Consider the following 24,105-nt stretch of genomic DNA (forward strand, 5'->3'; position numbering starts at 1 on the left):
GTTTCCCGACCGGCCCGGCGGGACGCTGCGGTATGGTCTGCCGACCATGGCTGAACGAGGAGCGTGTGCACGTGTTCAACCGGACCAGCCTGCAGGCGACTGCAGCCCTCGCGTCCATATCCCTGCTGGCGGGATGCGGTCTCCTCGCGGACGATGAGGCCGAGACGGAGAGCAGGATCGTCGTGGGGACGACGAGCTCTCCGACCACCCTCGACCCGGCGGCCGCGTGGGACAGCTCCTGGGAGTTGTACCGGAACGTCTTTCAGACATTGTTGAGCTTCCCCACGGGCAGTACGACCCCCCAGCCGGACGCGGCCGACTGCAGGTTCACCGACAGCGCCAGCAAGGTGTTCCAGTGCGACCTGCACGAAGGGCTGCGGTTCTCCTCCGGCACCGAGGTCGACGCCGGCGCCGTCAAGCACTCGATCGAGCGGATCCGCACGATCAACGCGGAGGGCGGGCCCAACGGCCTCCTCGGATCCCTCGACAGGATCGAGACGGACGGTGACAGGAGGGTCGTCTTCCGGCTCAAGGAGCCGGACGCCACCTTCCCCTTCGTCCTCGCCACGCCCGCCATGTCGATCGTCGACCCCGCCTCCTACCCGGCGGACAGGCTCCGCGAGGACGGCGAGCTGGTCGGCTCCGGCCCGTACCTGCTCGACGCGTACACCGAGGGAGTGAAGGCCGAGCTGGTGGGCAACCCCGCGTACAAGGGGTTCGCCGACCGCAAGAACACCGCCGTCACCATCCGCTACTTCGCCGACTCCGAGGCGTTGGTCGCCGCGCTGAAGAAGAAGAGGATCGACGCCACCTACCGCGGCCTGACCGCCGAGGAAGTCGTCGAGCTGAGCGAGAAGAAGCCCGAGAACGAGGGACTCCAGGTCGTCGAGTCGACCGGCGCGACCATCCACTACCTGGTCTTCAACCCGGAGGACCCGCAGGCCGGCAAGCCCGCGGTCCGCCAGGCCGTCGCACAGGTCATCGACCGCGGCGCCCTCGTCGGCAAGGCGTACAAGGGGACCGCCGAGCCGCTGTACTCGATGGTCCCGAAGGGCATCGCCGGGCACACCACCAAGTTCTTCGACCACTACGGCGACCCGGACGTGGCCAAGGCGAAGCGCATCCTGCGCAAGGCCGGCGTCGACGAGCCGGTGAAGCTGACCATCGGCTACACCACCGACCGGTACGGCTCCTCCACGGCGGCCGAGTTCGCCGAGATCAAACGGCAGCTGGAAGCCTCCGGGCTGTTCGAGGTGACCCTGGTCGGCAAGCCCTGGAAGGACTTCCAGACGGCCTACCAGAAGGGCGAGTACCCGGTCTTCGGCCGCGGCTGGTTCCCCGACTTCCCCGACCCGGACAACTTCATCGCGCCCTTCGTCGGCAAGAAGAACGTCCACGCCGCGCCGTACGAGCAGTCGGAGATCACCAGGGAGCTGCTGCCCGAGTCGCGCCGCAAGAGCGACCGCGCGGCGGTCACCGAGCAGTTCGAGCGGGCCCAGCAGATCCTCGTCGAGGACGTCCGCCTGCTGCCCCTGTGGCAGGGCAAGCTGTACATCGCGGCCAGCGAGGAGATCGGCGGCGGCGAGCGCGCCCTCGACCCGCAGACCGTCATGCAGCTCTGGGAACTGCACCGCAAGACCAGTTGGTGACGGCGACGCACCGGACGGAGGCGGTGGGGTCGGCTGTCGGTGGCCACAGGTAGGTTCTGTGACCGACAGGCGATCCCACACCGGAGGTTGTTGACGTGACCGACACCGCCATGCTGCCCGAGTCCTGGCGCGGCGTCCTCGGCGACGAGCTGCAGAAGCCGTACTTCGAGCTGCTCACCGAGTTCGTCGAGGAGGAGCGGGCCAAGGGGCCGGTCTACCCGCCGCGGGACGAGGTGTTCGCCGCGCTCGAGGCCACCCCCCTACGACAGGGTGAAGGTCCTCATCCTGGGTCAGGACCCGTACCACGGCGAGGGCCAGGGGCACGGCCTGTGCTTCTCCGTGCGGCCGGGCGTCAGGATCCCGCCGTCCCTGCGGAACATCTACAAGGAGATGCGGGACGACCTCGGCCACCCCGTCCCGGACAACGGCTACCTCATGCCGTGGGCCGAGCAGGGCGTGCTGCTGCTCAACGCCGTGCTCACCGTGCGCGCCGGCGAGGCCAACTCCCACAAGGGCAAGGGCTGGGAGAAGTTCACCGACGCCGTCATCGGCGCGGTCGCCTCCCGTCCCGACCCGGCCGTGTTCGTCCTGTGGGGCAACTACGCGCAGAAGAAGCTGCCGCTCATCGACGAGTCGCGGCACGCCGTGGTGAAGGGCGCCCACCCGTCGCCGCTCTCCGCGAGGAAGTTCTTCGGCTCCCGCCCCTTCACGCGGATCAACGAGGCCGTCGCCGCGCAGGGCCACGAGCCGATCGACTGGCGCATCCCCGACCTCGGCTGAGCGACGGGCCGTCCGCGGCCGCGCCGGGGCGGCGCGACCGCGGACGGCCCGTCACCCGGCGGGAGGAGGACCGGGCGGACCCGTGCGCCGTGTCGGCTGCGTCTGCCCCGGATCCGCCGCCCCGGCGGTTAGCGTCGGGAGACGACCAGGAGGGAGGCCGGCCCATGGCGGACGACGACGCGGTCGGGACCGGCGCCGCGGACGACGCGGTGATGACCGGCATCGGCCAGGCGACGATGCTGCTGCACGGGGGAGACCGCGAGGAGGCCCGCAACCGGTTCCACGCCCTGTGGGAGCGGATCGGGGCCGACGGCGACCCCCTGCACCGGTGCACCCTGGCCCACTACATGGCGGACGCCCAGGACGACCCCGACGCCGAGCTCGCCTGGGACCTGCGCGCGCTGACCGCCGCCGAGACGCTCGACGGGGAGCGGCCCGCCCGCCACGACACGGCCGCCGCCCTGCGCGCCCTGTACCCGTCGCTCCACCTGAGCCTCGCCGCCGACTACCTGGGGCTGCGCCGCCCCGACGACGCGCGCGTACACCTCGACCGGGCCCGCGCCGCCTCCGCCGTCCTCGCCGACGACGGGTACGGCGCGGGTGTCCGGGCCGCCATCGACCGGCTCGACCGCCGCCTGCGCACCGGCGGCGCCTGAATCGCGCCGACACCGGCGTGCCCCGCGTCAGCGGCGTGTCGCCTCCCGGCACGTACGGCTCCCCGCGCCGCCCAGGCGCCACGCGCCGTGCCGCTCCACCAGCCCGCACACGTCCGGCACGGCGCCCGCCGTCCGCACCGCGACCGGCACCCGCGCCGGCGCCGGCCTCGGCGGGCGTACCGTGGCGCGCGCCCGCGGCGGCGCCTCGGCGCCCTTCTCACGGGGCACGTCCGCCCGCTCCCGCGTCGGCGTCGGGCGGGATGCCGGCGCCGACGCGGGGGTGGCGCTCTCCAGCGCCTCGCGAGGCCGCCCCTCGACCACCAGCGGTTCCGGCTTCCGCGGCGACTCCGCCGACGTCGCCGGGGGTCTCACCGGCCCGGGGCCGGGCGCCACCGACACGCAGCCCGTCAGCGCCGCCGCCACCACGCCCACCAGGACGCACAGCGCCCCGCCGCTCCCGCCCAGCCTGCCTCTCGCTCTTTCTCGCACCGGCCCACTGTGCCGCCCGGGGCGTCCCGGATACCGCCCGTACCGGCGGTTACCGCACGCACGGGTGACGCGCGCCACACGGATGCTGCGGGGCGGGCGGCCCCGCCCGGGGACCCCGGGTTCCGGAGGCGGCCCCGGATCCCCGGGGCAGGGGACGCCGGCCCGTCGATCCGGTCGCCGGCGACCCGCGGGGACGGCCGGTCGCCGGGGACGGCCCGCGTGCGGGAGCGCGGCCCTCCACGGTGCCGTGCGGGCGGAGAGGACGCGCTCAGCGTCCGCGGCGTCCCACCGGCCCGCGCACCGTGCGGACGGGACGCGCGGTGCCCACGGCGACGGGCGGCGATCCGGCCGTCCGCACCCCGGCGCCCGCCGCGCCCGCGAGGACGGCGAGCGACGCCCACAGGGGCCAGTCCCCGAACCGCACGTACGGCGTCACCGCCGTGCCGGCGAGCGGCACGTCGTAGACGGCGGCGGCGGCGCGGTCCGTGTCGAGCGGGGCCCCGATCCGGGCGCCGTCCGGCCCGTGCACGGCGCTCACGCCGGTCAGCGTCGCGTGCACCACCGGCCGTCCGGTCTCGGCCGCGCGCAGCGCCGCCAGCGACGCGTGCTGCCCGGGCGCCCAGCTGTCCTGGAACGTCGACGTCGCCGACTGGGCGACCAGCACCTGCGCGCCCTCGCGCGCCAGGCGGCGACTCATGTCGGGGAAGGCCGACTCGAAGCACACCAGCGGACCCACCCGAAGCGGCCGCCCCCCGCCGCCCCCGACCGCCATCACGACCGGCCCGGTTCCGCGCCGCCGGTCCTCGTCCGCGGCCCGGCCCACCGACGTCGCCCACCCCAGTACGGACCGCGCCGGCACGTACTCGCCGAACGGCACCAGCCGCATCTTGTCGTACCGGTCCCCGGTCGGGCCGCCGGGGCCCACCAGGACGCTGCTCTTGTAGATGCCCGGCAGGTCCGAGCGGCGCGCGTCGACGTTCACCAGGACCTCGGCGCCGACGCGCCGCGACAGCTCCGCCAGCCGGTCGGCGAGGTCCGGCCTGGCCGCCAGGTCGGCGCCGACGCTGCTCTCGCCCCACACCACGAGGCGCACGCCCCGCCCCGCCAGCGGACGCGTCAGCTCCTCGCCGCGGGAGAACCGGGCCTCCGGCCCGCCGACCACCCCCGGCTGGACGACCGCGACCCGTACCGCGCCCACCGGCTCCGGCGGCGCCCACCACGTCCACACCGACGCCGTGGCGGAAGCGCACAGCGCGAGTACCGCGGCCGCGGCCGTACGCGCCCGGGGGACCGCCGCGAGCAGCGCCACCGCGGTGTTGACCGCCACCACCAGGAGTGTCACCAGCCACACCCCGCCCAGCGCCGCCATCCGCAGCGCGGGCGCGACCTGCCACTGGCTGGCGCCCAGCAGCCCCCACGGACCGCCCAGGCCCTCCCACGACCGGACGGCCTCGACCACCAGCCACCCCGACGGCACCACCGCGCACGCGGTGGCCGCCCGCCCGAGCGACGCCGTGGCCCCCCGCAGCGCCCACCGCACCAGCCACCCCCACGGCGCCCACAGCGCCCCCAGGAACGCGGCCAGCACCAGGAGGAAGACGTGCAGGCTCGGCGCCAGCCAGTGGTGCACGGCCAGGACGAACCCGGTCCCGCCCAGCCACCCGTCGAGCGCCGCGCGCCGGCCGGTCGGCGCGGTGCGGAGCAGCAGCAGCCACGGCACCAGCGCCACGTACGCCAGCCACCACAGGGACGGTGCCGGGAACGTCAGGGCGGGCGGAGCACCCGCCAGGACGGCGGCCGCGCCGCGTCGCCACCGCGGCGACCGGGGCCGCCCGGCCACCGCGCCCTGCTCGGTCGGCAACCGCATCCGCGCCTCCTCACCCGGGGCTCCGGGACTCCAGTGTGGCGGAGGGGCCGCTGCGCGGACAGGGGGCCGTGGCCGCCCCGCACGGGCAGGGCCGCCGGGTCCCGGCGCGGCGGGGTGCGCTCGCGGACGCGTCAGGGGCCGGGAGGGCCTTCGCGGACGGGGCGGGGGAACCGGCCGGGAGCAGGCCGCCCCGAGCACCCGCCCCCGCACGCGGCGGGGGAGGCGCTCGGGGCGGGCCGGGCCCGTGGGGCGCGGAGCCGGGGCAGCGGTCTTCCGGCGCGGAGCCGGGTCAGCGGACCCCGGGTGCCGGTGGCCGCCCCCGGGGTGCGGCTCTCCCCCGGCGAGGGGCCGGGCCGGTACGGGGCGGGTGCGGCCGGGCGGCGGGCGATGCTCTTATGGATGTCAAGCAGCGGTTGCGAGGTGACTCGGGGGCGCTGTGGTGGCGTTGGTGGTGGTCAGGACGTGGTAGATCTCGCGGGCGACGAACCGTTTGAGGCAGCGGATGATCTCCTTCTTCGACAGGCCCTGTGTGGTGCGTCGCTCCATGTACTGCTTGGTGCGCTGGTCCCAGCGCAGGCGGCAGAGCACGATCCGGTGGAGGGCCGCGTTCGCGGCCCGGTCACCACCCCGGTTGAGCCGGTGGCGGTGGGTCCGACCGGATGACGCGGGCAGCGGGGCGACGCCGCAGAGCATGGCGAACGCCGCTTCCGAGCGGAGCCGGTCGGGGTTGTCGCCCGCGGTGACCAGCAGCTGGCCGGCGACGTCCGGGCCGACGCCGTTCAGCTCGGTCAGGGCAGGGTTGATCTCCTGGGTGAGCGGGGCTATCAGCTCGTCCAGCTCGTCGGTCTCCTGGCCCAGGTCGCGGTGGCGGCGGGCGAGCGAAGGGCGATCTTCGTGGCGGTGGCTGGGTCGCCGGTCTGTTCCAGGCTCGGGCGGAAGCCCGCGCAGACGGTCAGCAGGTCCTTGTCCTTCAGGTGCCGCAGCATGGTGCGGACGCCTTCCGGCGCGGTGACGATCAGGTTTTTGATCTGCCGTGTGACGTCGGACCGCTGCCGGACCGCGCTGCGGCGGGCGACCCGCAGGGCCCGTAGGGCCTCGACCCGGCCGTCACGGAACTTCGGTGTTCCGGTGCGGCGTCCGGCGAGCGCGGCCCGGGCCGCGGCCTCGGCGTCGACCGGGTCGGGCTTGCCCTGCCAGCGGCGCGTCTTGCGGTCCGGACGGTCGATCTCCACAACCGTCACCTCATGGTCGCGCAGGTAGCGGGCCAGGCCCGCGTTGTAGGCGCCGGTGCCCTCGACCCCGACCATCAGCAGGGTCCCGAAGGACCTCAGCCAGGCCAGGAGCTTGCGGTAGCCGAACGCGGAGGCGGGGAACTGGGCCGAGCCCAGGACCCGGCCCGCCGAGTCGATCGCGGCCGCGGTGTGGGTGTCCTTGTGGGTGTCGACGCCGCCGGTGACCTCGACCTGGTGCTGTGCCGTCGTTGGATGTGCCGTCCTGTCCATTCGACCGGGTGGGATGGCACCCGTCGGCCCGGAGGGCGGACAAGACAGTGATGGGGCCTCCGGCCAGGCTCTTGTGAAGTCACGTCCCCCGGCCCGACGGATGCAGGCGAACGTCCCCCGGACAGAGCCGACAGATCCCGTTGAGGACCCTGAGTCAGTCAGGCGGTGGATCAGACCCCGTCGGGGAACACTCACGTACATCCTCACTGTCAGGCGGCGGTGCCGACGTCGCCCCGCTGCGCGGCGGCCCATTTCAGGACGAGGGCCTGGTAGATCCGCTGCTCGTCCGCCGACAGGCGTCCGTCCGCGCGCGCCCACAGTTCGCGGATGGCCCGGTTGAGGGCGTCGGCGTCGGGGACGGGCACGGCGGGGTCGAAGGGGTCGGACGCGGGCTTGGACATGCGACCAGACTAATGCGCACATCGGACGATCCGCTGTGACCCGCCACGCATCGTGACGCGTCCCACGGTGGCGTCAGTACGTCGGCCGGCCCGCGTCGGGGCTGAGGACACCCAGCCAGATCAGGGCGAACAGCACCGGTCCGAGAGCTATCCGGTATTGATCCGAAACGGTTTGGGTTCTGGGTCGTTGGTGGGGTGTGAGTGATCTGGTGGGGGACGCGCGGCGTCTGTCGCCGTCGGCGCAGGAGGCCCTGCGGCTGCGGGCGGTGGCTGCGTTGGTGGCGGGGCGGGGCCGTGAGGATGTGGCGGCGGTGTTCGGGGTGTCGCTGAAGGCGGTGGACGGCTGGTGGGTGAAGTGGCAGGCCGGCGGGCGGGAGGCGCTGGTCATGCGGCCGCGGGGCAAGCCGGTCGGGGTGCACCAGGTGCTCGGGGAGGCCGAGCAGGCCGCCGTGCGGCAGGCGGTGCTGGACCGTCGACCCTGCGATGTCGGCCTGAGCGGGCAGTTGTGGACGCGGCGGCTGGTCGGCGAGCTGATCGCGAAGCTGTACCGGGTGCGGCTGACCGATCCCGGGGTGGGCAAGTATCTGAGGCGGTGGGGGCTGTCCTTCCAGCGTCCGGACAAGCGGGCGGTGGAACAGGACCTGGAGTCCGTGCGCCGCTGGCACGAGGAGGCATGGCCGGCGATCCGGGCGAAGGCGAAGAGGGACGGCGGCGAGATCCTGTTCGCCGACCAGGTCGGTATCCGCTCCGACCAGGTCACCGGCCGCACCTGGGGCGAGAAGGGCAGGACACCCGTGGTGCGGCGGAGCGGGAACCGGTTCTCGGTGAACGCGATGTCGGCGATCAGCACCAAGGGCCGGACGCACTTCATGGTCTTCACCGAGAGCTTCACCGCCGAGGTGATGTGCCGCTTCCTTCACCGGCTGGCCGGCCACTTCGACCGCAAGGTCCATCTCGTGGTCGACGGGCACTCCGTCCACCGTTCGAAGAAGGTCCGCGACTGGCTCGCCGCCCACCCCGACGACGTCGAGCTGCACTTCCTCCCCGCCTACTCGCCCGAGCTGAACCCCGACGAGCTGGTCAACGCCGACCTCAAACACAGCCCGCCCAAACAGCACCGAGCACGGAACCAGGCCGAACTCGCCGCGGAGACCCGCCGCTTCTTCCGCAGACGCCAGCGTCAGCCGCACATCGTCCGCGGCTACTTCGGCGGCCCGCACGTCCGCTACGTCCTCGACGAGAACCCCATAAGTTTCTGATCAATAGAACGCACGATCGACCTCGACGGCTCCGGCGAAGTCGCGGAACGCGCGGTCCCGGGCGGCGGCGTCCCGGGTTGCCACGTCCGCGCGGTGGTCAAGGCCCCAGGTGGTGAGGAGGTGCTGTGCGAGGCGCTCGGGGTCCAGGTGCGCGGTGGTGTGCTGGGGGTTGTCGGCCGCGACTGCCGTGTCGATCCGGTACGCGGCGGCCACCTCCTCGCCCGTCTGGACAGATGTGTCGAGCAGTGTCTCGGCCTCCGCCAGGCTGGCCGGCCACACGTCCCACGCGCCGTCGAGGCGGGCCGAGCGGACCACGATGCGCAGCAGTGCCTCGCGCTGGGGCAAGACCTCGATCTCTTCGAGCGTGAGCCAGAAGGTTCGTTCCGGCGCTGGCGACCTCGTCATCCGCGTCCAGGCGGCCGGCGCCGAAGTCCTCGAAGATCCTGCCCACGCCGACCATCCCGTACGGGGCGAGCTCGGCGGTCCGGAGGGCTCCGACGACGGTGACGCCGTCGGCCAGGACGGCGAGGATCTCCTTGTGCCGGGTGGGGGCGCTCTGGTGCCATACGCCGTCGGTGATCAGCGCGACGTCGCCGGGACGGAGCGCGAGACGGAGCAGATCGCCGTGCTTGACCGGCGGGTGCGGGACCGCGTCGGGCACGAGTTCGCGGATGCGGTCGGCGCCGATGGTGGGGCCGGCGAAGACGCGGACGGTCATGCGGATGCCTCCAGGCGCGGACGGGGAATGGTGTGGCGGGAGCTGTAGCGCAGGTGCGGTGCGCAGACCTTGACCACGGAGAACTCCTCGCGCTCGTATGGTCCCGTGGTCAGATCCACCACGACCGGAGCGGCGCCGACCCTCGCGGTGATCACGGACGCCAGGTACGTGGCCTCGGCCTGGTGCGTCGGGGCATACGGGTGCCACAGCGTCATGCCACCACGTGTCCCGCGGCCGGCCGACGGGCCGTCGGCCGGCTCCGCCGGACGGTCCGCGAACCCTCTCTTCGGGGGGTGCGCGGGCGGCGTTACCAGGTCACCGGAAGGCGGAGGGGGAAGCGGCGGATGGTCTCGGTGTCCCAGCGCACCTCTTCCGGACAGACGCAGATCCCAGAACCGGGTGCGGTGGCAGCAGCCGCATCGTGCACGCGCGCAGGTCCTCGCGGTCCTCCGCCGGTACGGCGAGCAGTTCGCAGATCGTCAGATGGGGTAGCAGCACCGACAGGCGTGTCCGCCACATTGACCGCCTCTGGTGACACGATCGGTTCCGGTGCCATCCTCGGATGGTCCCGGCCGACGATCGCGGCCCGGCTCAGCCGCGGATCGCGCGTCACTGTGGTCGAAGGGGCGGGACACCACCCGGGCGCCGGTGGGCATGGGGTGACTCCCGCGGGTACGAGGGGAACGGGACGCGGGCGGCGGTGTGATCATTCCGCCCGCTCGATGACTTCCCGCCTGGCTCCGCGTCCGAATACCGCCGAAGAGCTGACCGACCACGACAGCCCACAGGGCTGTCGTGGTCGGTGCTGACCTGCAGCCGGGCGGAGAGTCGTCCAGGGCGCCTGAGTCCCCCTGGCGGTCCGACACGCGCGTCCCGACCGGCTGCTCCAGCGTGAGGCTCATGTGTGCGCGTGTGTGCTGTGGCAGGCAGCCGGTCTTCGTGGGCCGGAACATGGGCTGGAAGCAGAGCCTGGACACCAACCTGTGGGTGCTATCCCGCGGGGCGGAGCGGGCGGGCATGGGAGCGGACGACCCGCTGCCGCTGCGGTGGAGCGCGTTACGGCAGGGCGGTGGCCATCGCGTACGACTCCGCCACCACGGACGGGATCAACGAGGCGGGTCTTGGCGCGCATCTGCCGTGGCTGGCCGAACCGGACTATGGGGAGCGCGACCCGCGCCTGCCGGCCGTGAGCGCCGCACTGTGGACGCAGTACCTCCTGGACCGCTTCCCCACCGTCGCCGAGGCGGTCGACGCGCTGGAGGCCGAACTCTTCCAGGTGCGCCCACAGGGGGACGCCCACGCGGGCACGTGGAGCACGGTGCACCTGGCGCTTGACCACGCCACGGGAGACTCGGCGGTCGTCGAGTGCCGGCATGCTCGCGACGTCACCGGCCGGTACGAGCCCCGTGAACCGTTCACTTTCGCCCTCGCGGGGGCGTGAGGCGGCTTACGCTTCCAGCTCGCGAAGCCGTGGCCCGACGTCCGGGAGGGGCGGTCAGGGCACGAGGCTGTCGAGGTCGATGTCGAGGGGGATGGGGACAGAGACCTTCAACCGGTTGCGGTGGATGCCGGTGGCCACGTAGGTGCTGGTCATGGTGTCGAGTTCGTAGGTGTGGACGGTGGGGGCGCCGGTCTCGTCCTCGACGCGCCAGAAGTGGGGGATCCTGGCCTGTGCGTACTTGAAGGGCTTCAGGGAACGGTCGCGGTCCGCCGACTCCTCCGAGACGACCTCGATGACCAGGGCGACATCCTCGGGCGCGTACCACGTCCGGTCGGGGTCGTACGGGGCGGTCGTGACCAGGATGTCCGGCTCGGGGCGGCTCTTCTTGTCGAGCCTGACGGTCATCTCACGCTCGGCGTCGAACCCGACGGGGGCGGCCTGGCGCAGGGCGAAGGTCAGGTTCTCCACCAGCCGGGCGTGCCAGGACCGCTGCGGCGACATCATGAAGATCAGGGCTCCGTCGATGAGTTCGGTGTGCCGCGGTGCCTGGGCGAGACGGTCGAGGTCATCGGCTTCCCAGCCGCTGATCCTGGGCGGGATCATCCAGTCGGGGAGTTCGGCGGTCACGGCTTCCTCCAGGCGCCTCGAAGAGGTCAGGGGCCCTCATCCCGGATCGCGGACACGGGCGCAACGCTGGTGTCAGCATAGTCGAGCGACCGGACCTCTCACTCGGCCCGTGTGGGTCCGACGAGCCGGAGGCCGGTGATCATCTCGGTGTGGATCTGGACGACGTGGCCCATGGACGAGCTGCTTCGGAGGAGTGGTGCACGTCAGCCTGAGCGCCGGGTCGAGGTCGGCCGACACCAGGCTTGCGATGTTGGCGAGGTCGCAGTGGAAGCCCCCGTCCTTGTCCTCACAGGTCAGGGGGCCCCGCAAGTGGTGCCCTGGCGTACGGCGGTGCCGCGGCTGGTTCCCGGGTTCCGCCGAGCCGTGCGGAGCGTCAACTGGTGCTGGACGCGGCCTGCCACGTGCGGGCCGCCCGCGCCCTCGACCGGCTCGCTCGGGACCTGGTTGACAGCTCGGAGCTCACCCGGATCGCCCTGGACGCGGATGCCTGGCCCTACAGCCGGCCGACCTCACCGGCGATGCCTGGGACACGGTGGATGAGCGGCTGCGCTTCCTCGTGGCGAAGGTCCGGCACAGGCCGGACATGAACCTCAGCTGACCCGCTCCACCCTCTGCGCGGAAGGGCCCGCACGTCCGTGCGGGCCCTTCCGCGTCATCCCCTACTTTGCCGACGCACACGTCCTAGTGGGGCGTATCCCGGCCTCCCCGGTGGGAGACGAGTGGGAGGTAATAATGGCGTGGTGCTGCAGTCAGGCACGAGGAAATGCTGGATAGCGCTACCTGCGCAGCCCTGGTTCAGCCACCGGACTCGCCCGCGTGCGGGCTCAGCACACCCATGCTGACCAGCACGAGGAGCAGGATGCCGAGGACTATCCGGTAGATCACGAAGGGCATGAAGCTCTTGGTCGTGATGAACTTCATGAACCACGCGATGACCGCGTAGCCCACGCCGAACGCGATGACCGTCGCGAAGACGGTCGGTCCCCACGACACGTGGCCCTCGCCCACGGCCTTCAGCTCGAACACGCCCGAGGCCAGTACGGCGGGGATGGCCAGCAGGAAGGAGTAGCGGGCGGCCGCCTCACGCGTGTAGTTCATCAGCAGGCCGCCGCTGATGGTCGCACCCGACCGGGAGACGCCCGGGACCAGCGCCATCGCCTGGCACAGGCCGAAGACCAGACCGTCCCTGACGCCCAGGTCCCGCAGCGTCTTGCGCTCCTGCGCCGCCCGGTGGCGGCCGCCCTCCTGCGCGCGCGCCGCCATCCGGTCGGCCACGCCCAGCACGACGCCGAGCACGATCAGGGTCGTGGCGATCAGCCGCAGGTCGCGGAACGGGCCCTCGATGTGGTCCTTCAGGGTCACCCCCAGCACGCCGATCGGTATCGACCCGACGATCACCAGCCAGCCCGTCCGGGCGTCGTGGTCGGAGCGCATGGACCTGTCCGTCAGCGACCGGAACCAGGCCGACACGATGCGGCCGATGTCCTTGCGGAAGTAGATCAGGACCGCCGCCTCGGTACCGATCTGCGTGATCGCCGTGAAGGCGGCCCCCGGGTCCTGCCAGCCCGCGAACGCGGCGGTGAGGCGCAGGTGGGCGCTGGAGGAGATCGGAAGGAACTCCGTCAGCCCCTGGACGAGTCCGAGGATGAGCGATTCGAACCAATTCATGGGGCCAGGGCCGTCCCGGAATGTGCGTGTGCCGTCGGTGGAGTCGGTGCAGCGTACCGCTTCACGGTGAACGTGTGGTGATCTCCCCGCGACCTGAAGCGGCGTCAGGACGTGGCCGCCGGCCGCAGTCGGTGCCGCTTGCGCCAGGCGGTGAACGCCCCGGCGGCCACGCTGAGCGCGATGAACCCGGCCGACAGGAGGAAGGCCGGGGAGTCCGGTGCCGCGGCCCGGCTCCCGGCGACCACGTACGCCGCCGTGTTCGGCACGCAGCCCAGCGCCGTGCCCAGCAGGAACGGCGCGTACCCCACGCGCGAGATCGCCGCGCCGTAGTTGGCCGCGGCGAACGGCACCCCGGGGAACAGCCGGATCGCCAGCGTCGACCGGAACCCGTGCCGGCCGAACTGCCCGTCGGCCGCCTCCGCCCAGCGACCCCGCAGCAGCGGGCGCAGCGCGTCCCGGCCCAGGGCGCGGCCGAGCGCGAACGCGACGCCCGCACCGAGGACGGTCCCGGCGACGGCCGCGGCGAGCCCCGCCTGCGCGCCGAAGAGCGCGCCCGACGCCAGGTTCAGCACGGGACGCGGCACGAACGCGGCGGTGCACAGCCCGTACGCGATCCCGAACAGCACGACGGCGCCCGCGCCGCCCGCCTGCGGCGGCCAGCCCCCGTCCGTGAGGAGCCGGTGCGGCTCGTACGCCACGACCGCCGCCCCGGCGCCCGCGAGCAGGCAGACCAGCAGCGACAGCCGCGACCGGGGCGAGAGGAGGAGGCGGGGGAAGCGCGGGGCGGAACCGGCCTGGGGCCGGGGGGCGGGCTCGGGCACCCGGGGAGCCTAACCGACGCCGCCGCGCCCCCGCCGTGACCGGCGCCGCACCCCGCCTGCGCCCCGGCACGCGCCGGAGCCGCGGAAAACCGCTCGACGCGCGCGGTCCGCCGGGGCAGGATCGTCCGCATGTTCCGGTACGCCTTCCTCGCAGCGTCGTCCGCGGTCGCGGACGCGCCGAAGGCTGCCGCCCTCGTCCTGGACGGCGCCCGAAGCTGACCCTCCCCGGATCGTCCGGCGGGCCCCGCAGGGGGGAGGGTCGGCACGGCCGAGGGGTCCCCAGCCACACGCTTCGAGTTCCGGAGAGGAACCGCCCCGTCATGTCCAGGACGGCTTACGTGCGCACCAAACCGCACCTCAACATCGGCACCATGGGCCACGTCGACCACGGCAAGACCACTCTCACCGCGGCCATCACCAAGGTCCTCAGCGAGCGCTCCGGCAGCGGCACCTCCTACGTCGCGTCCGACCGGATCGACCGGGCGCCCGAGGAGGCGCGGCGCGGCATCACGATCAACCTCGCGCACGTCGAGTACGAGACCGACACCCGCCACTACGCCCACGTCGACATGCCCGGCCACGCCGACTACGTCAAGAACATGGTGACCGGCGCGGCCCAGCTCGACGGGGCCGTCCTCGTCGTCTCCGCTCTCGACGGCGTCATGCCGCAGACCGCCGAGCACCTCCTGCTCGCCCGCCAGGTCGGCGTCGACCACGTCGTCGTCGCCCTCAACAAGGCCGACGCGGGCGACGACGAGCTCACCGACCTCGTCGAACTGGAGGTGCGCGAACTGCTCACCGCGCACGGCTACGGCGGCGACTCCGTCCCGGTCGTGCGGGTCTCCGGGCTGAGGGCGCTGGAGGGCGACCCGCGCTGGACGGCCTCGATCGAGGCGCTGCTCGACGCGGTCGACACGTACGTGCCGACGCCGGTGCGGTACGTGGAGGCGCCGTTCCTGATGCCCGTCGAGAACGTCCTCACCGTCGCCGGGCGGGGCACGGTCGTCACCGGGGCCGTCGAGCGCGGCACCGTGCGGGTCGGCGACCGCGTGGAGGTGCTCGGCGCCGGGGTGGAGACCGTCGTCACCGGCGTGGAGACGTTCGGCAGGCCGATGGAGTTCGCGCAGGCCGGCGACAACGTCGCGCTGCTCCTGCGCGGGGTGCCGCGCGCCGCGGTCCGCCGCGGCCACGTGGCGGCCGAGCCGGGCAGCGTCGTGCCCGGGCGGCGCTTCACGGCGCGGGTGCACGTCCTGTCGGCCCGCGAGGGCGGCCGGTCGACCCCCGTGGCGACCGGGTACCGCCCGCAGTTCCACATCCGCACCGCGGACGTGGTCGGCGAGGTCGACCTGGGCGGGGCGGCCGTCGCCCGCCCCGGGGAGACGGTCACCATGACCGTCGAGCTGGGGCGCGCCGTGCCGCTGGAGCCGGGCCTCGGCTTCGCGATCCGCGAGGGCGGCCGCACGGTCGGCGCGGGCACCGTGGGCGAGCTGCTCTGACGCGCGGCGCGGCTGGGAGGATGGGGCGGTGAACGAGCCCGTACCCGTACTCCGCGCCGTCGACGGCGGCACCGCCAGGCTCCTGCCGGACATCGACCGGGAGCGGGCCTGGCTGCTGACCGTCGACGGCGCGCCGCAGTCGTACGTCGACCTCGACGACCCGACGCACCTGGAGTTCGAGTACGCCCGGCGCCTCGCCCTCGTCGTGGACGCCGCCGGCGGCGGGGGCGCCCCGCTCGACGCGGTCCACCTGGGGGGCGGCGCGCTGACCCTGCCCCGGTACGTCGCGGCGACCCGGCCCGGCTCCCGGCAGGAGGTTGTGGAGGCGGACCGGGGGCTGCTCGCGCTGGTCGCGGAGCACCTGCCCCTACCGGCGGGTTCGGGGATCACCGTGCACCGCGCGGATGCGCGGGCGTGGCTGGAGGCGGCGCCCGCGCGGTCGGCGGACCTGGTGGTGGGGGACGTGTTCGGCGGTTCGCGGGTGCCGGCGCACCTGACGTCCGTCGAGTACGCGCGCGAGGTGGAGCGGGTCCTGCGGCCGGACGGGTGTTACGCGGCGAACCTGGCGGACGGCGCGCCGCTCCGGTTCCTCCGCTCGCAGCTGGCCACCCTCGCGGCCGTGTTCGGGGAACTGGCGCTGATCGCCGAGCCGGCGGTGCTGCGGGGGCGGCGCTTCGGCAACGTGGTCCTGGTCGCCTCGCACGCGCCGGTCGACACGGTCCGGCTGGCCCGCCGGGCGGCCGCCGACGCGTTCCCCGCGCGGGTGGAGCACGGGCCGGCCCTGGCGCGGCTCACCGGCGGCGCGGCGGTGGTGCGGGACGCGGACGCGGTGCCCTCCCCCGAGCCGCCCGGCGGTGCGTTCGGCATCGGCTGACGGCGCCGGCCCCGGACAGCTCCCCGGTGCTGTGACCGCACGGGTTCGCCGGGCCGGCGGGCGGAACGGCTGGGTGGCGGCGAGCGTCCGTTCCGACCGCCGGAGGCGCGGTGCCCGAACCTGTACGGGTACGCGGACTGACCGACCGGGAAGGGCAAAGGCTCCAGCGCATCGTGCGTCGGGGCGGTGGCGGCCCGGCGCGCTACCGGTGGGCGACGGTGGCAACCGCGTCCCGGCGGCCGTCCGGCCGGCCCAGGCCGACGGGGGCACCGTGCGGGATGCGGTCCACCGTTTCGTCGAGATCGGCCCGGCCCGTCCGGACCCTCACCGGGCGGGCGGCCGCCCCCGCCGACCCGGCACCGGAGACGAGGACTCCGGCACCCGGACGGCCGCCACCCGCTCCACCGACCCCGGCCAGTCCTTCACGCGCCGGTCGACCCGTGAACCCGCCGCCCACCCGCGCCGCGTGCACGGACTCGTCATCCGGGCCGGCCGGGAATCCTTCGGCGCCCGCTGCCGTGCAACGGGACGGCGTTCCAACGCACCGGGGCACGGAGGGAGTCCCCAGGCCCCGAACGCGATGCCGAGCCCGCCCCACGCGTCCCGGGCCAACCCCGTCGGGGCGTACTTCGGCCCCCTGCGGCAGCTCACCCCGGCCGACTCCGACCATCCGAACCACACGGCGCGGACCCGGGTCCCGCGTCGCTGCCCGCGCCGGCGCAACGCGAACGCCCGCCACCCCGACGCGCGCGCCGCCCAGCGCGGGGGACGCGCCCGCACCGGCACGGAGAAGGGCGCCCGCTGGGGCGGGCGCCCCGCGTCCGACACGGCCCGACCAGGAACCGGGCCTACCTCCCCGGCACGTCGCTAGCCGACCCGCTGCATCGCTTTCCGGTGCCGTTCCGCCATCGCGGCTCCGGACTCGCGGCGGGCCATCCTGCGCAGGACGGGTGGCGCCAGGAGCAGTCCGGCGACCGCCCAGGCGCCCAGTACGCCCGCCGTCTCCAGGTGCCGCCAGGACGCGCCGATCTCGGCGGCGACCGCATCGGCCGGCAGCAGCGCCGAGCGGAGCCCGAGGCCGAGCCAGTACACGGGGAAGACCTGCCCGACGATCTGCAGCCACTCGGGCAGCTTCGACAGAGGGAAGTAGATGCCGGAGACCACCACGAGTCCCATCACCGGGAGCATCAGCAACCCGACGGTGCGCGGACTGTCGACGAGCGAGCCGATGACGGCGCCCACCGGCAGGGTCGCCAGGAGACCCAGCGGCACCACCCACACCAGCGTCGGCAGCGCTCCGCCGCCCTGCCGGGCGACCCCGTCCACCAGGAACACGCCAACGGCGAAGGGGAGCGCCATGGAGACGAGAGCCGTCCCCGAGACCATGACGATCTTGCCGACCAGGTGACCGACCATGCCGTGAGGCACGGCTTTGGCCCGCAGCAGGGTGCCGTCCTCGCGCTCGGCCGCCAGCAGCTGCGCCGTGGTCATCGTCCCGGTGAACGCGAGCGTCATCCCCAGCACGCTCGGCAGCATGAACGCGCCGGCCGAGATGCCGGCGCCCTTCAGCGGGTCGTCCCCGACCAGGAGCAGCGGCACGACGAGCAGAACCGTCCACAGCGCGTAACCGACAACGTCCTGGCCGGTGGTGAAGGTCTGCCGAAGTTCCGTCCAGCCGCGCCGCACCCCTACCACCGCCGCGTACCACACCGGACTCATCGCGCCTCCTCCCCGAAAGCGTGCACCGCTCGTTCCTCGGGGATCTTCCCCGCCTCCAGCTCCCGCACCATCGTCAGGTAGGTGTCCTCCAGGCTCGCCCGGCGCACCTCCAGCCCGCCGATCGCCTCGCCGTGCTCCTCGAACAGCCGGCGGACGAACCGGGTGGGTTCGGCCGTCGCCTCCTCGAAGGGCTGCCCGTCCCGCGTCCAGCGCACGGTGGCCTCGGCCGACGCCTGCCGCGACAGCTCCTCGGCCGAGCCGTCGGCCACGATCCGGCCACCGGCCAGGATGAGGATCCGGTCGGCGAGCCTCTCCGCCTCGGCGAGGTCGTGCGTGGTCAGCAGGATCGTGGTGTTCTCGTCCGCCAGCCCGCGTACCAGGCCGTGGAACTCGTTCCTCGCCTCCGGGTCCAGCCCCGCCGTCGGCTCGTCCAGGAACAGCACCTCAGGTCTGCCCACGATGCCGACGGCCACGTCGAAACGCCTGCGCTGCCCACCGGACAGGGTCCCGACCCGCTGGCCCGCCTGCCCGGTCAGCCCCACCGCGGCAAGGAGCTCGTCGACGTCCCAGGGCCGCCGCACGAGGGCGGTGGAGTACGGCGCGTAGTACGAGCCGAGGCAGGCCAGCAGTTCCCGCACCCGCCACTTGCCGTGGTCGCGCCAGGACTGCAGGACGATGCCCAGGCGCGCACGCCACGCCTCGTCCCCGCGGGCCGGGTCGACGCCGAGGACGGTCACGTCACCGGCCGAGCGCATCCGGAAGCCTTCCAGGACCTCGATCGTGGTCGTCTTGCCCGCGCCGTTCGGGCCGAGCAGCAGGACGACTTCGCCTCGCCGGGCCGTGAAGCCGACTCCCTTCAGCACGTCCTGGCTGCGATAGCGCATCCGCAGGTCCCGTACGTCGATGACCGTGTCGCCCTCCGGCGGTGGGCTGCTCCCGGTCCCGGACAAGGCGTGAGCGGTCGTCATCGGTGTCCCCCCCCGTTCGTCTCGTGGTCCGCCCCGTGGGATCAGGGGCCGGAGGCCGTGCCGACGTCCGTGGTCACGGGACGTGTCCACGACCCCGTGGCCGCCGTCGCCACCCGACGGCAGCCGTTCGCGCCCTCCCGGCGAACACGTTACCGAACGGTCCGGGCGTCCGGCCCTGTCCCACCGGCCCGGCGAGCGTCCTCGGACGGGTCCCGGACGGCCGCCGACGCCGGCGACGTCCCGGACGGTTCCTCCGGACGGCCCGCCGCGACCGGCTCCGCGCGGCGCGTGAGGTTGCGCACGTCCGGGACGAGCAGCACCAGTGCCGTCACCACCGTGACCAGCGCCGCGCACCCCCACAGGGCCGACGACCGCCCGACGAGGTCCGCCACCGGGCCCGCGACCGCCGTCGACAGGGGCAGCATCGCGGTCGAGCCGAACCAGTCGTACGCGGCGACCCGCGACAGCTTCTCCTCCGGGATCTCCTGGTGCAGCGAGGTCATCCAGGCCACCCCGAACACCTCGACCGCCACCCCGGACACGAACATCACCGCCACCAGGCCGCCCACCGGCAGCGGCACAGCCAGCGCCGCCGACGGCAGGGCCAGCGGGAACACGCACAGCGTGCCCGTCAGCAGCAGCCGGCGCGGCTTCCAGCGCGTCATCAGCAGCGCGCCGCCGAGCGTGCCCACGCCGAACGCGGCCAGGGCCAGGCCCCACGGCTGCGCGCCGCCCAGCGACTCCTGCGCGACCAGCGGCCCGTACACGGAGTCGGCGGCGCCGACGACGGCGACGACGACGGAGAACTGCGCGACGACCGCCCACAGCCAGGGCCGGCCGACGAACTCGTCCCACCCCTCGCGCAGGTCGGCGAGGAGCCCGCCCCCGGGGGCGCGCTCGGGTACGTGGCTCACGTCCAGGAACATCCGCAGCGCGCCCGCCACGGCGAACGCCGCCGCGTCGACGGCGAGCACCCAGCCCGGCCCGAACGCGGCGACCAGGGCGCCGCCGAGCGCCGCCCCGCCGATGGCCGCGCCGCTCATGGCCATGCGGAACAGCGCGAAGGCGCGACTCGCCTGCCCGCCGCCGACGCTGGACATCAGCATGCCCTCGGCGGCCGGGCTGAAGAACGCCTGGCCCGTGCCGCACAGCGCGGTCAGCAGCATCATCTGCCACAGCTGCGCCCGGTCGGTGAGCACGAGGACCGCGAAGACCGCCTGCGAGACGCAGTTCAGGGCGTTGGCGGCGACCATGACGCGGTGCCGCGGCAACCGGTCCGCGACGGCTCCGCCGACGAGAAGGAAGAGGACGAGCGGCAGCGTGCGGGCCGCGGCGACCAGGCCCACGTCGCCGCCGTCGCCGCCGGACTCCAGCACCGCGAACGCCGCCGCCACCAGGGCGCCGTGGGAGCCCAGGCCGGTGACGACGGCGGCGGCGGTCAGCAGGAGGTAGTTGTGCCCCGCCCACTCCGGGCGGCGGGGGCGGGAGGCGGCGGGGGACTTCACACCCGGACTATCCCCGGTGGAGGTCCTCGCCGACAAACGGATTGTCCGTCAGGTTCCGCCGGCCCCTACGAGACGGCCCCGGTCAGCCGGACGGTGCCGAGGATCTTCCGGATCGTCTCGTCCGGGACCTCGTCCTTGATCCCCGTGTTCGCGTACAGCACCCAGGAGACGAAGTCGCCCTTGGCGTTCTTGAAGGAGAACGCGATGGACTTGCCGTCCGTGTCGCACCTGTTCTCGTGCTTGGTGCCGAGGGCGGTCGCCGTGGCGACGTGGCCGCTCAGACCGGACTTCGTGGTGTACGGCACGGCCTTGGTGATCTTGACGGTGCCCTTGGGCTCGGTCTGCGCGTATCCCGCCCACACCCAGTTGCCGGCCTCGTTGTACGCCGCCTCGGCGGTGTTCTTCGCGCCCTGCCCGCCCTTCGTGCCGGCCGTGGCGAGGCTCCACTTGTCGGCGGTGCCGTCCTTGTCGTCGTCGTACGTGCACCACTCGCTCTTGTAGCGGCCGGGCGCCGACATGGTCACGACGGGCGAGCCGTCCCCGGCCTTCACGTCCTCGAAGCCGGTGGTCATGCCCGAGCCGAGCGCCTCCCAGTCCGGCGGGATGTCGAAGAGGGTGCCGCGCTTCGGGTTGTGGACGACCTTCCAGCCGGGAACGGACGGCGTGGGCGCCGCCGAGCCGTCACGCGGGTTGCCGGAGGGTGGCTGCGGGGCCTGCCCGACCGGCGCCGACGGCGCGGCCGCGCTCCCGGACGGCGCCGGGCCGCCCCGGGCGGTGGACTGCTCCCCGTCGTCGCCGAGGACCAGGTAGCCGGTCAGGACGGCGGTGGCCAGGACGACGAGGGCCGCGACGATCGCGACGACCGTCGTCCTCCTCCGGTCGCCGTCCGGGGGCACCGGCGGACCGGGCGGCTGCCCGGGGGCCGCGTGGTACGGCGCGGTGGGCTGCTGGTACGGGTTGTGCTGCGGGTACCCGGGCTGCTGGTACCCCGGCTGCTGGTACGGGTTCGGCTGCTGGTACCCCGGCTGCTGGTAGGGGTTGGGCGCCTTCTGGTCCTGCGGGTTCTGCTCGCCCCCGGGCGGCTGCTGTCCTGGCCACATGGGCTGTAACCATAGAGGGGAGGGGTGGCGGGTGCCACGCCCGGCCCCGGTCGCCGCCCGCGCCGGGACCACCGTCCGGCGGCCCGCCCGCCCGGCGCGGGCAACCCCGCCGGGCGCGCCGGCGTCCATCCCCCCGACCCGGTCCGCACCGGCCGGGGCCCGCCCCGCGACCGGGTAGGCTGCCTGCCCCCAGAGGTCACTCGTCGATACGGAGGAACCGGCCTTGCACGTCCAGGAGTGGCTCGAGACCGTCCCCGCGGTCAGCATCTACGTCCTGGTGGGTGTGGTGATCGGGCTGGAAAGCCTCGGCATCCCGCTGCCGGGCGAGATCGTCCTCGTCAGCTCCGCGCTCCTCGCCTCCCAGCACGGGGACATCAACCCGTACGTCCTGGGGGCCTGCGCCTCGGCGGGCGCGATCGTCGGCGACTCGATCGGCTACGCCATCGGCCGCAAGGGCGGCCGGCCCCTGCTGGCCTGGCTCGGCGGGAAGTTCCCGAAGCACTTCAGCGAGGCCAACATCGCGCTGGCCGAGCGGTCCTTCCGGAAGTGGGGCGTGTGGGCCGTCTTCTTCGGCCGGTTCGTCGCCCTGCTGCGGATCTTCGCCGGGCCGCTGGCGGGCGTGCTGCAGATGCCGTACTGGAAGTTCCTCCTCGCCAACGTGTTCGGCGGCATCCTCTGGGCGGGCGGCACCACGGCGGTGATCTACTCCGTGGGCGTCGTCGCCGAGGCGTGGCTGAAGCGGTTCTCCTGGCTGGGCCTCGTCCTCGCCGTGGCGGTGGGCCTCACCTCGATGCTCGTCCTCAGGCACCGTGCCAGGAAGGCGGCCGAGAAGTCCGAGGCCGAGCGCGCCGCCGGGCCGCACCAGGACCCCGTCCCCGCCGCGGCCGACTGACGGGGACGGGGCCGGGCGCGCGCCGCCGGGGCGCCGGTCAGCTCCCCGGCGCGTGGGCCTCGCGGTGCGCCCGGGCCAGGTCCCGGTAGACCGCGGCGTTCGCCCTGATGCCCTCGCGCTCCTCGTCCGTCAGCCGCCGCCTGACCTTCGCGGGGACGCCCGCGACGAGCGAGCCGGGCGGGACCCGCATCCCCTGCGGGACGAGGGCCTGCGCGGCGACCAGGGAGCCCGCGCCGATGTGCGCGCCGTTGAGGACGGTGGCGCCCATGCCGACCAGGACGTCGTCCTCCACCGTGCAGCCGTGCAGGACGGCGTTGTGGCCGACCGACACGCGCTCGCCGACCGTCACGGGGAAGCCGGGGTCGACGTGCACCGTGCAGTTGTCCTGGATGTTGCTGTCCGCGCCGAGGACGATCGGCCCGCAGTCCGCGCGCAGCACGGCGTGGTACCAGACGCTGGACCCCGGCCCCAGCGTGACCTCGCCGACCACGACGGAGGTGGGCGCGGCGAAGGCCGTACCGGCCACCTCCGGCTCCCTGCCGCCCACACCGGTGATCAACGGCCGTTCCGTCATTCCGCCGCTCCCTCGCGCTCCGGGCCCGTCGTCGCACCCAGGGGAACCGTAGGCCACGCCGCCCGCCACCGGGCCGGTGGGGTGAACGTCACAGCACCGTGCCCTGACCGCCGGTGACCCGGCCCACCACCGCGGCCGGGTGCCCGGGGACGGAAACGCGTTCCCCTCCCCGCCGTTCGCCGCCCGGGGCCGCCGCACGCTCTCCGCCGCCGTGCACCGCGGCTGGCGCCGGGTGCGGCAGACCGGTTCCGTCGCCGCCGAGCGCCCCGGCCTCCCGAGGTTCCGCCGGATCGGCGCCGGCACCCGGCTCGCCTTCCCGCAGGGCACGGTCTTCGGCGAGGAGCGGATCGAGCTGGGCGAGCGCTGCGTCATCGGCGAGCGGGCGACGCTCAGCGCCGGCACGGTGCCCGGTCCCCCGGTCCGGACCCGGTGGTGACCCTCGGTGACGGCGTCGTCCTCGGGCCCGGCAGCCACGTCGTGGCGGACGCGCCGGTGACCGTCGGCGCGAACACGTTCTGCGGGCCGTGCGTCCACAGCACCGCGACCAACCACGGCTACGACGACCCGTACGAGCCGATCGGCCGGCGGTGGCCGCGCTCCGCGCCCGTCGAGGTGGGCCCGGGCTGCCGGCTCGGCACCGGTGCGGTGGTCCTCCCCGGCGCCCGGACCGGGCGGAACGCCGTGGTCGCCGCCGGGGCGGTCGTCCGCGGCGAGGTGCCCGATCACTCGGTCGCCGCCGGGGCGCCGGCCCGCGTCGTACGCCGCTGGGGTCCGGACGGCGGCTGGCGACCCCCGCCCGTGCCGATCCCCGAGCACGTCACCGCCGCGCAGCCGGCCGCGCCGGCGCACCCGGGAGGGCGTGACCCGCCGCGCCGCCCGCCGCCCCGCCGGCCACGGGCGGCGCCGGGGCGCCGGCCCGCGCGGCACCACCCCGCCGGCCCGCCTGACTGGCCCCCGTCCTGCGGGGACGCCCAGTATGGAGGGTGAGGTGTGACGGGGAAGTGTCCAGCGAAGGCGGCGCCGCGGCTGGGGCTCCGGGACTGCGGGCCGACCCCGCGGACGGGGCCCCCGGCGCCGTGCGGCCGCGTGGCGCCGCCCG

Annotated in this window: 20 protein-coding genes and 4 pseudogenes; 9 read left to right on the forward strand and 15 right to left on the reverse strand. The window is 74.2% G+C overall.

Annotation, left to right across the window (positions count from 1 at the left end; all coding sequences use genetic code 11):
- Positions 1-71 precede the first annotated feature (71 nt).
- From LUW75_RS21910 to LUW75_RS21920, 3 genes and pseudogenes are all read left to right on the forward strand, one after another.
- Positions 72-1,649 carry an ABC transporter substrate-binding protein gene (locus LUW75_RS21910; protein ID WP_250337760.1) on the forward strand — a complete coding sequence of 526 codons (1,578 nt, stop codon included), beginning with the start codon at positions 72-74 and terminating at the stop codon, positions 1,647-1,649.
- Positions 1,650-1,744: 95 nt separating this feature from the next.
- A pseudogene (ung, locus tag LUW75_RS21915) lies at positions 1,745-2,429 on the forward strand (uracil-DNA glycosylase).
- Between the two features lie 164 nt (positions 2,430-2,593).
- The gene (locus tag LUW75_RS21920; RefSeq protein WP_250337137.1) at positions 2,594-3,085 is read left to right on the forward strand and encodes a hypothetical protein; all 492 of its coding nucleotides are present in this window, start codon (positions 2,594-2,596) and stop codon (positions 3,083-3,085) included.
- 27 nt (positions 3,086-3,112) lie between these two features.
- On the opposite strand, the gene LUW75_RS21925 is transcribed toward LUW75_RS21920, so the two are convergent.
- From LUW75_RS21925 to LUW75_RS21945, 4 genes and pseudogenes are all read right to left on the reverse strand, one after another.
- Positions 3,113-3,574: a hypothetical protein gene (locus LUW75_RS21925; protein WP_250337138.1), complete on the reverse strand. Its 462-nt coding sequence runs from the start codon at positions 3,572-3,574 to the stop codon at positions 3,113-3,115.
- Positions 3,575-3,842: 268 nt separating this feature from the next.
- Entirely contained in the window at positions 3,843-5,441 is a 1,599-nt protein-coding gene (gene lnt, locus LUW75_RS21930; protein ID WP_250337139.1) for an apolipoprotein N-acyltransferase, read from the reverse strand.
- Positions 5,442-5,843: 402 nt separating this feature from the next.
- Positions 5,844-6,943, reverse strand: a pseudogene (locus LUW75_RS21940) (IS110 family RNA-guided transposase).
- Between the two features lie 209 nt (positions 6,944-7,152).
- A complete protein-coding gene (locus LUW75_RS21945; RefSeq protein WP_250337140.1) occupies positions 7,153-7,344 on the reverse strand; it encodes a hypothetical protein in 192 nt (63 codons plus the stop codon).
- Positions 7,345-7,541: 197 nt separating this feature from the next.
- Here LUW75_RS21945 and LUW75_RS21950 point away from each other — a divergent pair, with 197 nt between their 5' ends.
- Positions 7,542-8,603, forward strand: a complete 1,062-nt coding sequence (locus tag LUW75_RS21950; RefSeq protein ID WP_462933767.1) for an IS630 family transposase — start codon at positions 7,542-7,544, stop codon at positions 8,601-8,603.
- Here the strand turns inward: LUW75_RS21950 and LUW75_RS21955 are convergent, their stop codons facing one another.
- From LUW75_RS21955 to LUW75_RS21965, 3 genes and pseudogenes are all read right to left on the reverse strand, one after another.
- Entirely contained in the window at positions 8,604-8,948 is a 345-nt protein-coding gene (locus LUW75_RS21955) for a hypothetical protein (RefSeq protein ID WP_250337802.1), read from the reverse strand.
- 103 nt (positions 8,949-9,051) lie between these two features.
- A pseudogene (locus LUW75_RS21960) lies at positions 9,052-9,321 on the reverse strand (TfuA-like protein); the annotation flags it as partial.
- The gene (locus tag LUW75_RS21965) at positions 9,318-9,536 is read right to left on the reverse strand and encodes a hypothetical protein (RefSeq protein ID WP_250337141.1); all 219 of its coding nucleotides are present in this window, start codon (positions 9,534-9,536) and stop codon (positions 9,318-9,320) included. The gene LUW75_RS21965 and the pseudogene LUW75_RS21960, both read right to left, overlap by 4 nt.
- Before the next feature lie 854 nt (positions 9,537-10,390).
- Between LUW75_RS21965 and LUW75_RS21970 the strand changes: the two genes are divergently transcribed.
- Complete coding sequence (locus LUW75_RS21970; protein WP_250337142.1) at positions 10,391-10,762, forward strand: linear amide C-N hydrolase; 372 nt, start codon at positions 10,391-10,393, stop codon at positions 10,760-10,762.
- A gap of 54 nt (positions 10,763-10,816) precedes the next feature.
- On the opposite strand, the gene LUW75_RS21975 is transcribed toward LUW75_RS21970, so the two are convergent.
- From LUW75_RS21975 to LUW75_RS21985, 3 genes are all read right to left on the reverse strand, one after another.
- Positions 10,817-11,365 (reverse strand): Uma2 family endonuclease, encoded by a 549-nt coding sequence (locus tag LUW75_RS21975; protein ID WP_462933806.1) that lies wholly within the window; start codon positions 11,363-11,365, stop codon positions 10,817-10,819.
- Positions 11,366-12,184: 819 nt separating this feature from the next.
- Positions 12,185-13,057, reverse strand: a complete 873-nt coding sequence (locus LUW75_RS21980; protein ID WP_250337144.1) for an undecaprenyl-diphosphate phosphatase — start codon at positions 13,055-13,057, stop codon at positions 12,185-12,187.
- 104 nt (positions 13,058-13,161) lie between these two features.
- Positions 13,162-13,878: a TVP38/TMEM64 family protein gene (locus LUW75_RS21985; protein ID WP_250337145.1), complete on the reverse strand. Its 717-nt coding sequence runs from the start codon at positions 13,876-13,878 to the stop codon at positions 13,162-13,164.
- A gap of 320 nt (positions 13,879-14,198) precedes the next feature.
- Here LUW75_RS21985 and tuf point away from each other — a divergent pair, with 320 nt between their 5' ends.
- Both tuf and LUW75_RS21995 read left to right on the forward strand, forming a co-directional pair.
- Positions 14,199-15,374, forward strand: coding sequence for an elongation factor Tu (tuf, locus tag LUW75_RS21990; protein WP_250337146.1), 1,176 nt, complete (start codon positions 14,199-14,201; stop codon positions 15,372-15,374).
- Positions 15,375-15,402: 28 nt separating this feature from the next.
- Positions 15,403-16,248, forward strand: a complete 846-nt coding sequence (locus LUW75_RS21995) for a spermidine synthase (RefSeq protein ID WP_250337147.1) — start codon at positions 15,403-15,405, stop codon at positions 16,246-16,248.
- A gap of 867 nt (positions 16,249-17,115) precedes the next feature.
- Here the strand turns inward: LUW75_RS21995 and LUW75_RS22005 are convergent.
- The 4 genes from LUW75_RS22005 to LUW75_RS22020 all read right to left on the reverse strand — a co-directional run bounded on the left by LUW75_RS22005 (position 17,116) and on the right by LUW75_RS22020 (position 21,540).
- Entirely contained in the window at positions 17,116-17,967 is an 852-nt protein-coding gene (locus LUW75_RS22005) for an ABC transporter permease (protein ID WP_250337148.1), read from the reverse strand.
- Entirely contained in the window at positions 17,964-18,935 is a 972-nt protein-coding gene (locus tag LUW75_RS22010) for an ABC transporter ATP-binding protein (RefSeq protein ID WP_250337149.1), read from the reverse strand. Before LUW75_RS22010 ends, LUW75_RS22005 begins: the two co-directional genes overlap by 4 nt.
- A gap of 149 nt (positions 18,936-19,084) precedes the next feature.
- A complete protein-coding gene (locus LUW75_RS22015) occupies positions 19,085-20,440 on the reverse strand; it encodes an MFS transporter (protein ID WP_250337150.1) in 1,356 nt (451 codons plus the stop codon).
- 65 nt (positions 20,441-20,505) lie between these two features.
- Positions 20,506-21,540, reverse strand: coding sequence for a DUF2076 domain-containing protein (locus tag LUW75_RS22020; RefSeq protein WP_250337151.1), 1,035 nt, complete (start codon positions 21,538-21,540; stop codon positions 20,506-20,508).
- Between the two features lie 223 nt (positions 21,541-21,763).
- Between LUW75_RS22020 and LUW75_RS22025 the strand changes: the two genes are divergently transcribed.
- Positions 21,764-22,432, forward strand: a complete 669-nt coding sequence (locus tag LUW75_RS22025) for a DedA family protein (protein WP_250337152.1) — start codon at positions 21,764-21,766, stop codon at positions 22,430-22,432.
- Between the two features lie 37 nt (positions 22,433-22,469).
- On the opposite strand, the gene LUW75_RS22030 is transcribed toward LUW75_RS22025, so the two are convergent.
- On the reverse strand, positions 22,470-23,006 hold the full coding sequence (locus LUW75_RS22030; RefSeq protein ID WP_250337153.1) for a gamma carbonic anhydrase family protein: 537 nt from the start codon (positions 23,004-23,006) through the stop codon (positions 22,470-22,472).
- A 139-nt stretch (positions 23,007-23,145) separates the two neighbouring features.
- Here LUW75_RS22030 and LUW75_RS22035 point away from each other — a divergent pair.
- Positions 23,146-23,993: pseudogene (locus LUW75_RS22035) on the forward strand (acyltransferase).
- Positions 23,994-24,105: the final 112 nt, after the last annotated feature.

Source organism: Streptomyces sp. MRC013, from assembly GCF_023614235.1.
Lineage (GTDB): Bacteria > Actinomycetota > Actinomycetes > Streptomycetales > Streptomycetaceae > Streptomyces.

Excerpts from the sequence above, each read along its gene's own strand:
- LUW75_RS21920 (WP_250337137.1), top strand. The coding sequence starts at position 2,594 with ATGGCGGACGACGACGCGGTCGGGACCGGCGCCGCGGACGACGCGGTG.
- lnt (WP_250337139.1), bottom strand. The coding sequence starts at position 5,441 with ATGCGGTTGCCGACCGAGCAGGGCGCGGTGGCCGGGCGGCCCCGGTCG.
- LUW75_RS21945 (WP_250337140.1), bottom strand. The coding sequence starts at position 7,344 with ATGTCCAAGCCCGCGTCCGACCCCTTCGACCCCGCCGTGCCCGTCCCC.
- LUW75_RS21965 (WP_250337141.1), bottom strand. The coding sequence starts at position 9,536 with ATGACGCTGTGGCACCCGTATGCCCCGACGCACCAGGCCGAGGCCACG.
- LUW75_RS21975 (WP_462933806.1), bottom strand. The coding sequence starts at position 11,365 with ATGATCCCGCCCAGGATCAGCGGCTGGGAAGCCGATGACCTCGACCGT.
- LUW75_RS21980 (WP_250337144.1), bottom strand. The coding sequence starts at position 13,057 with ATGAATTGGTTCGAATCGCTCATCCTCGGACTCGTCCAGGGGCTGACG.
- tuf (WP_250337146.1), top strand. The coding sequence starts at position 14,199 with ATGTCCAGGACGGCTTACGTGCGCACCAAACCGCACCTCAACATCGGC.
- LUW75_RS22005 (WP_250337148.1), bottom strand. The coding sequence starts at position 17,967 with ATGAGTCCGGTGTGGTACGCGGCGGTGGTAGGGGTGCGGCGCGGCTGG.
- LUW75_RS22010 (WP_250337149.1), bottom strand. The coding sequence starts at position 18,935 with ATGACGACCGCTCACGCCTTGTCCGGGACCGGGAGCAGCCCACCGCCG.
- LUW75_RS22020 (WP_250337151.1), bottom strand. The coding sequence starts at position 21,540 with ATGTGGCCAGGACAGCAGCCGCCCGGGGGCGAGCAGAACCCGCAGGAC.
- LUW75_RS22030 (WP_250337153.1), bottom strand. The coding sequence starts at position 23,006 with ATGACGGAACGGCCGTTGATCACCGGTGTGGGCGGCAGGGAGCCGGAG.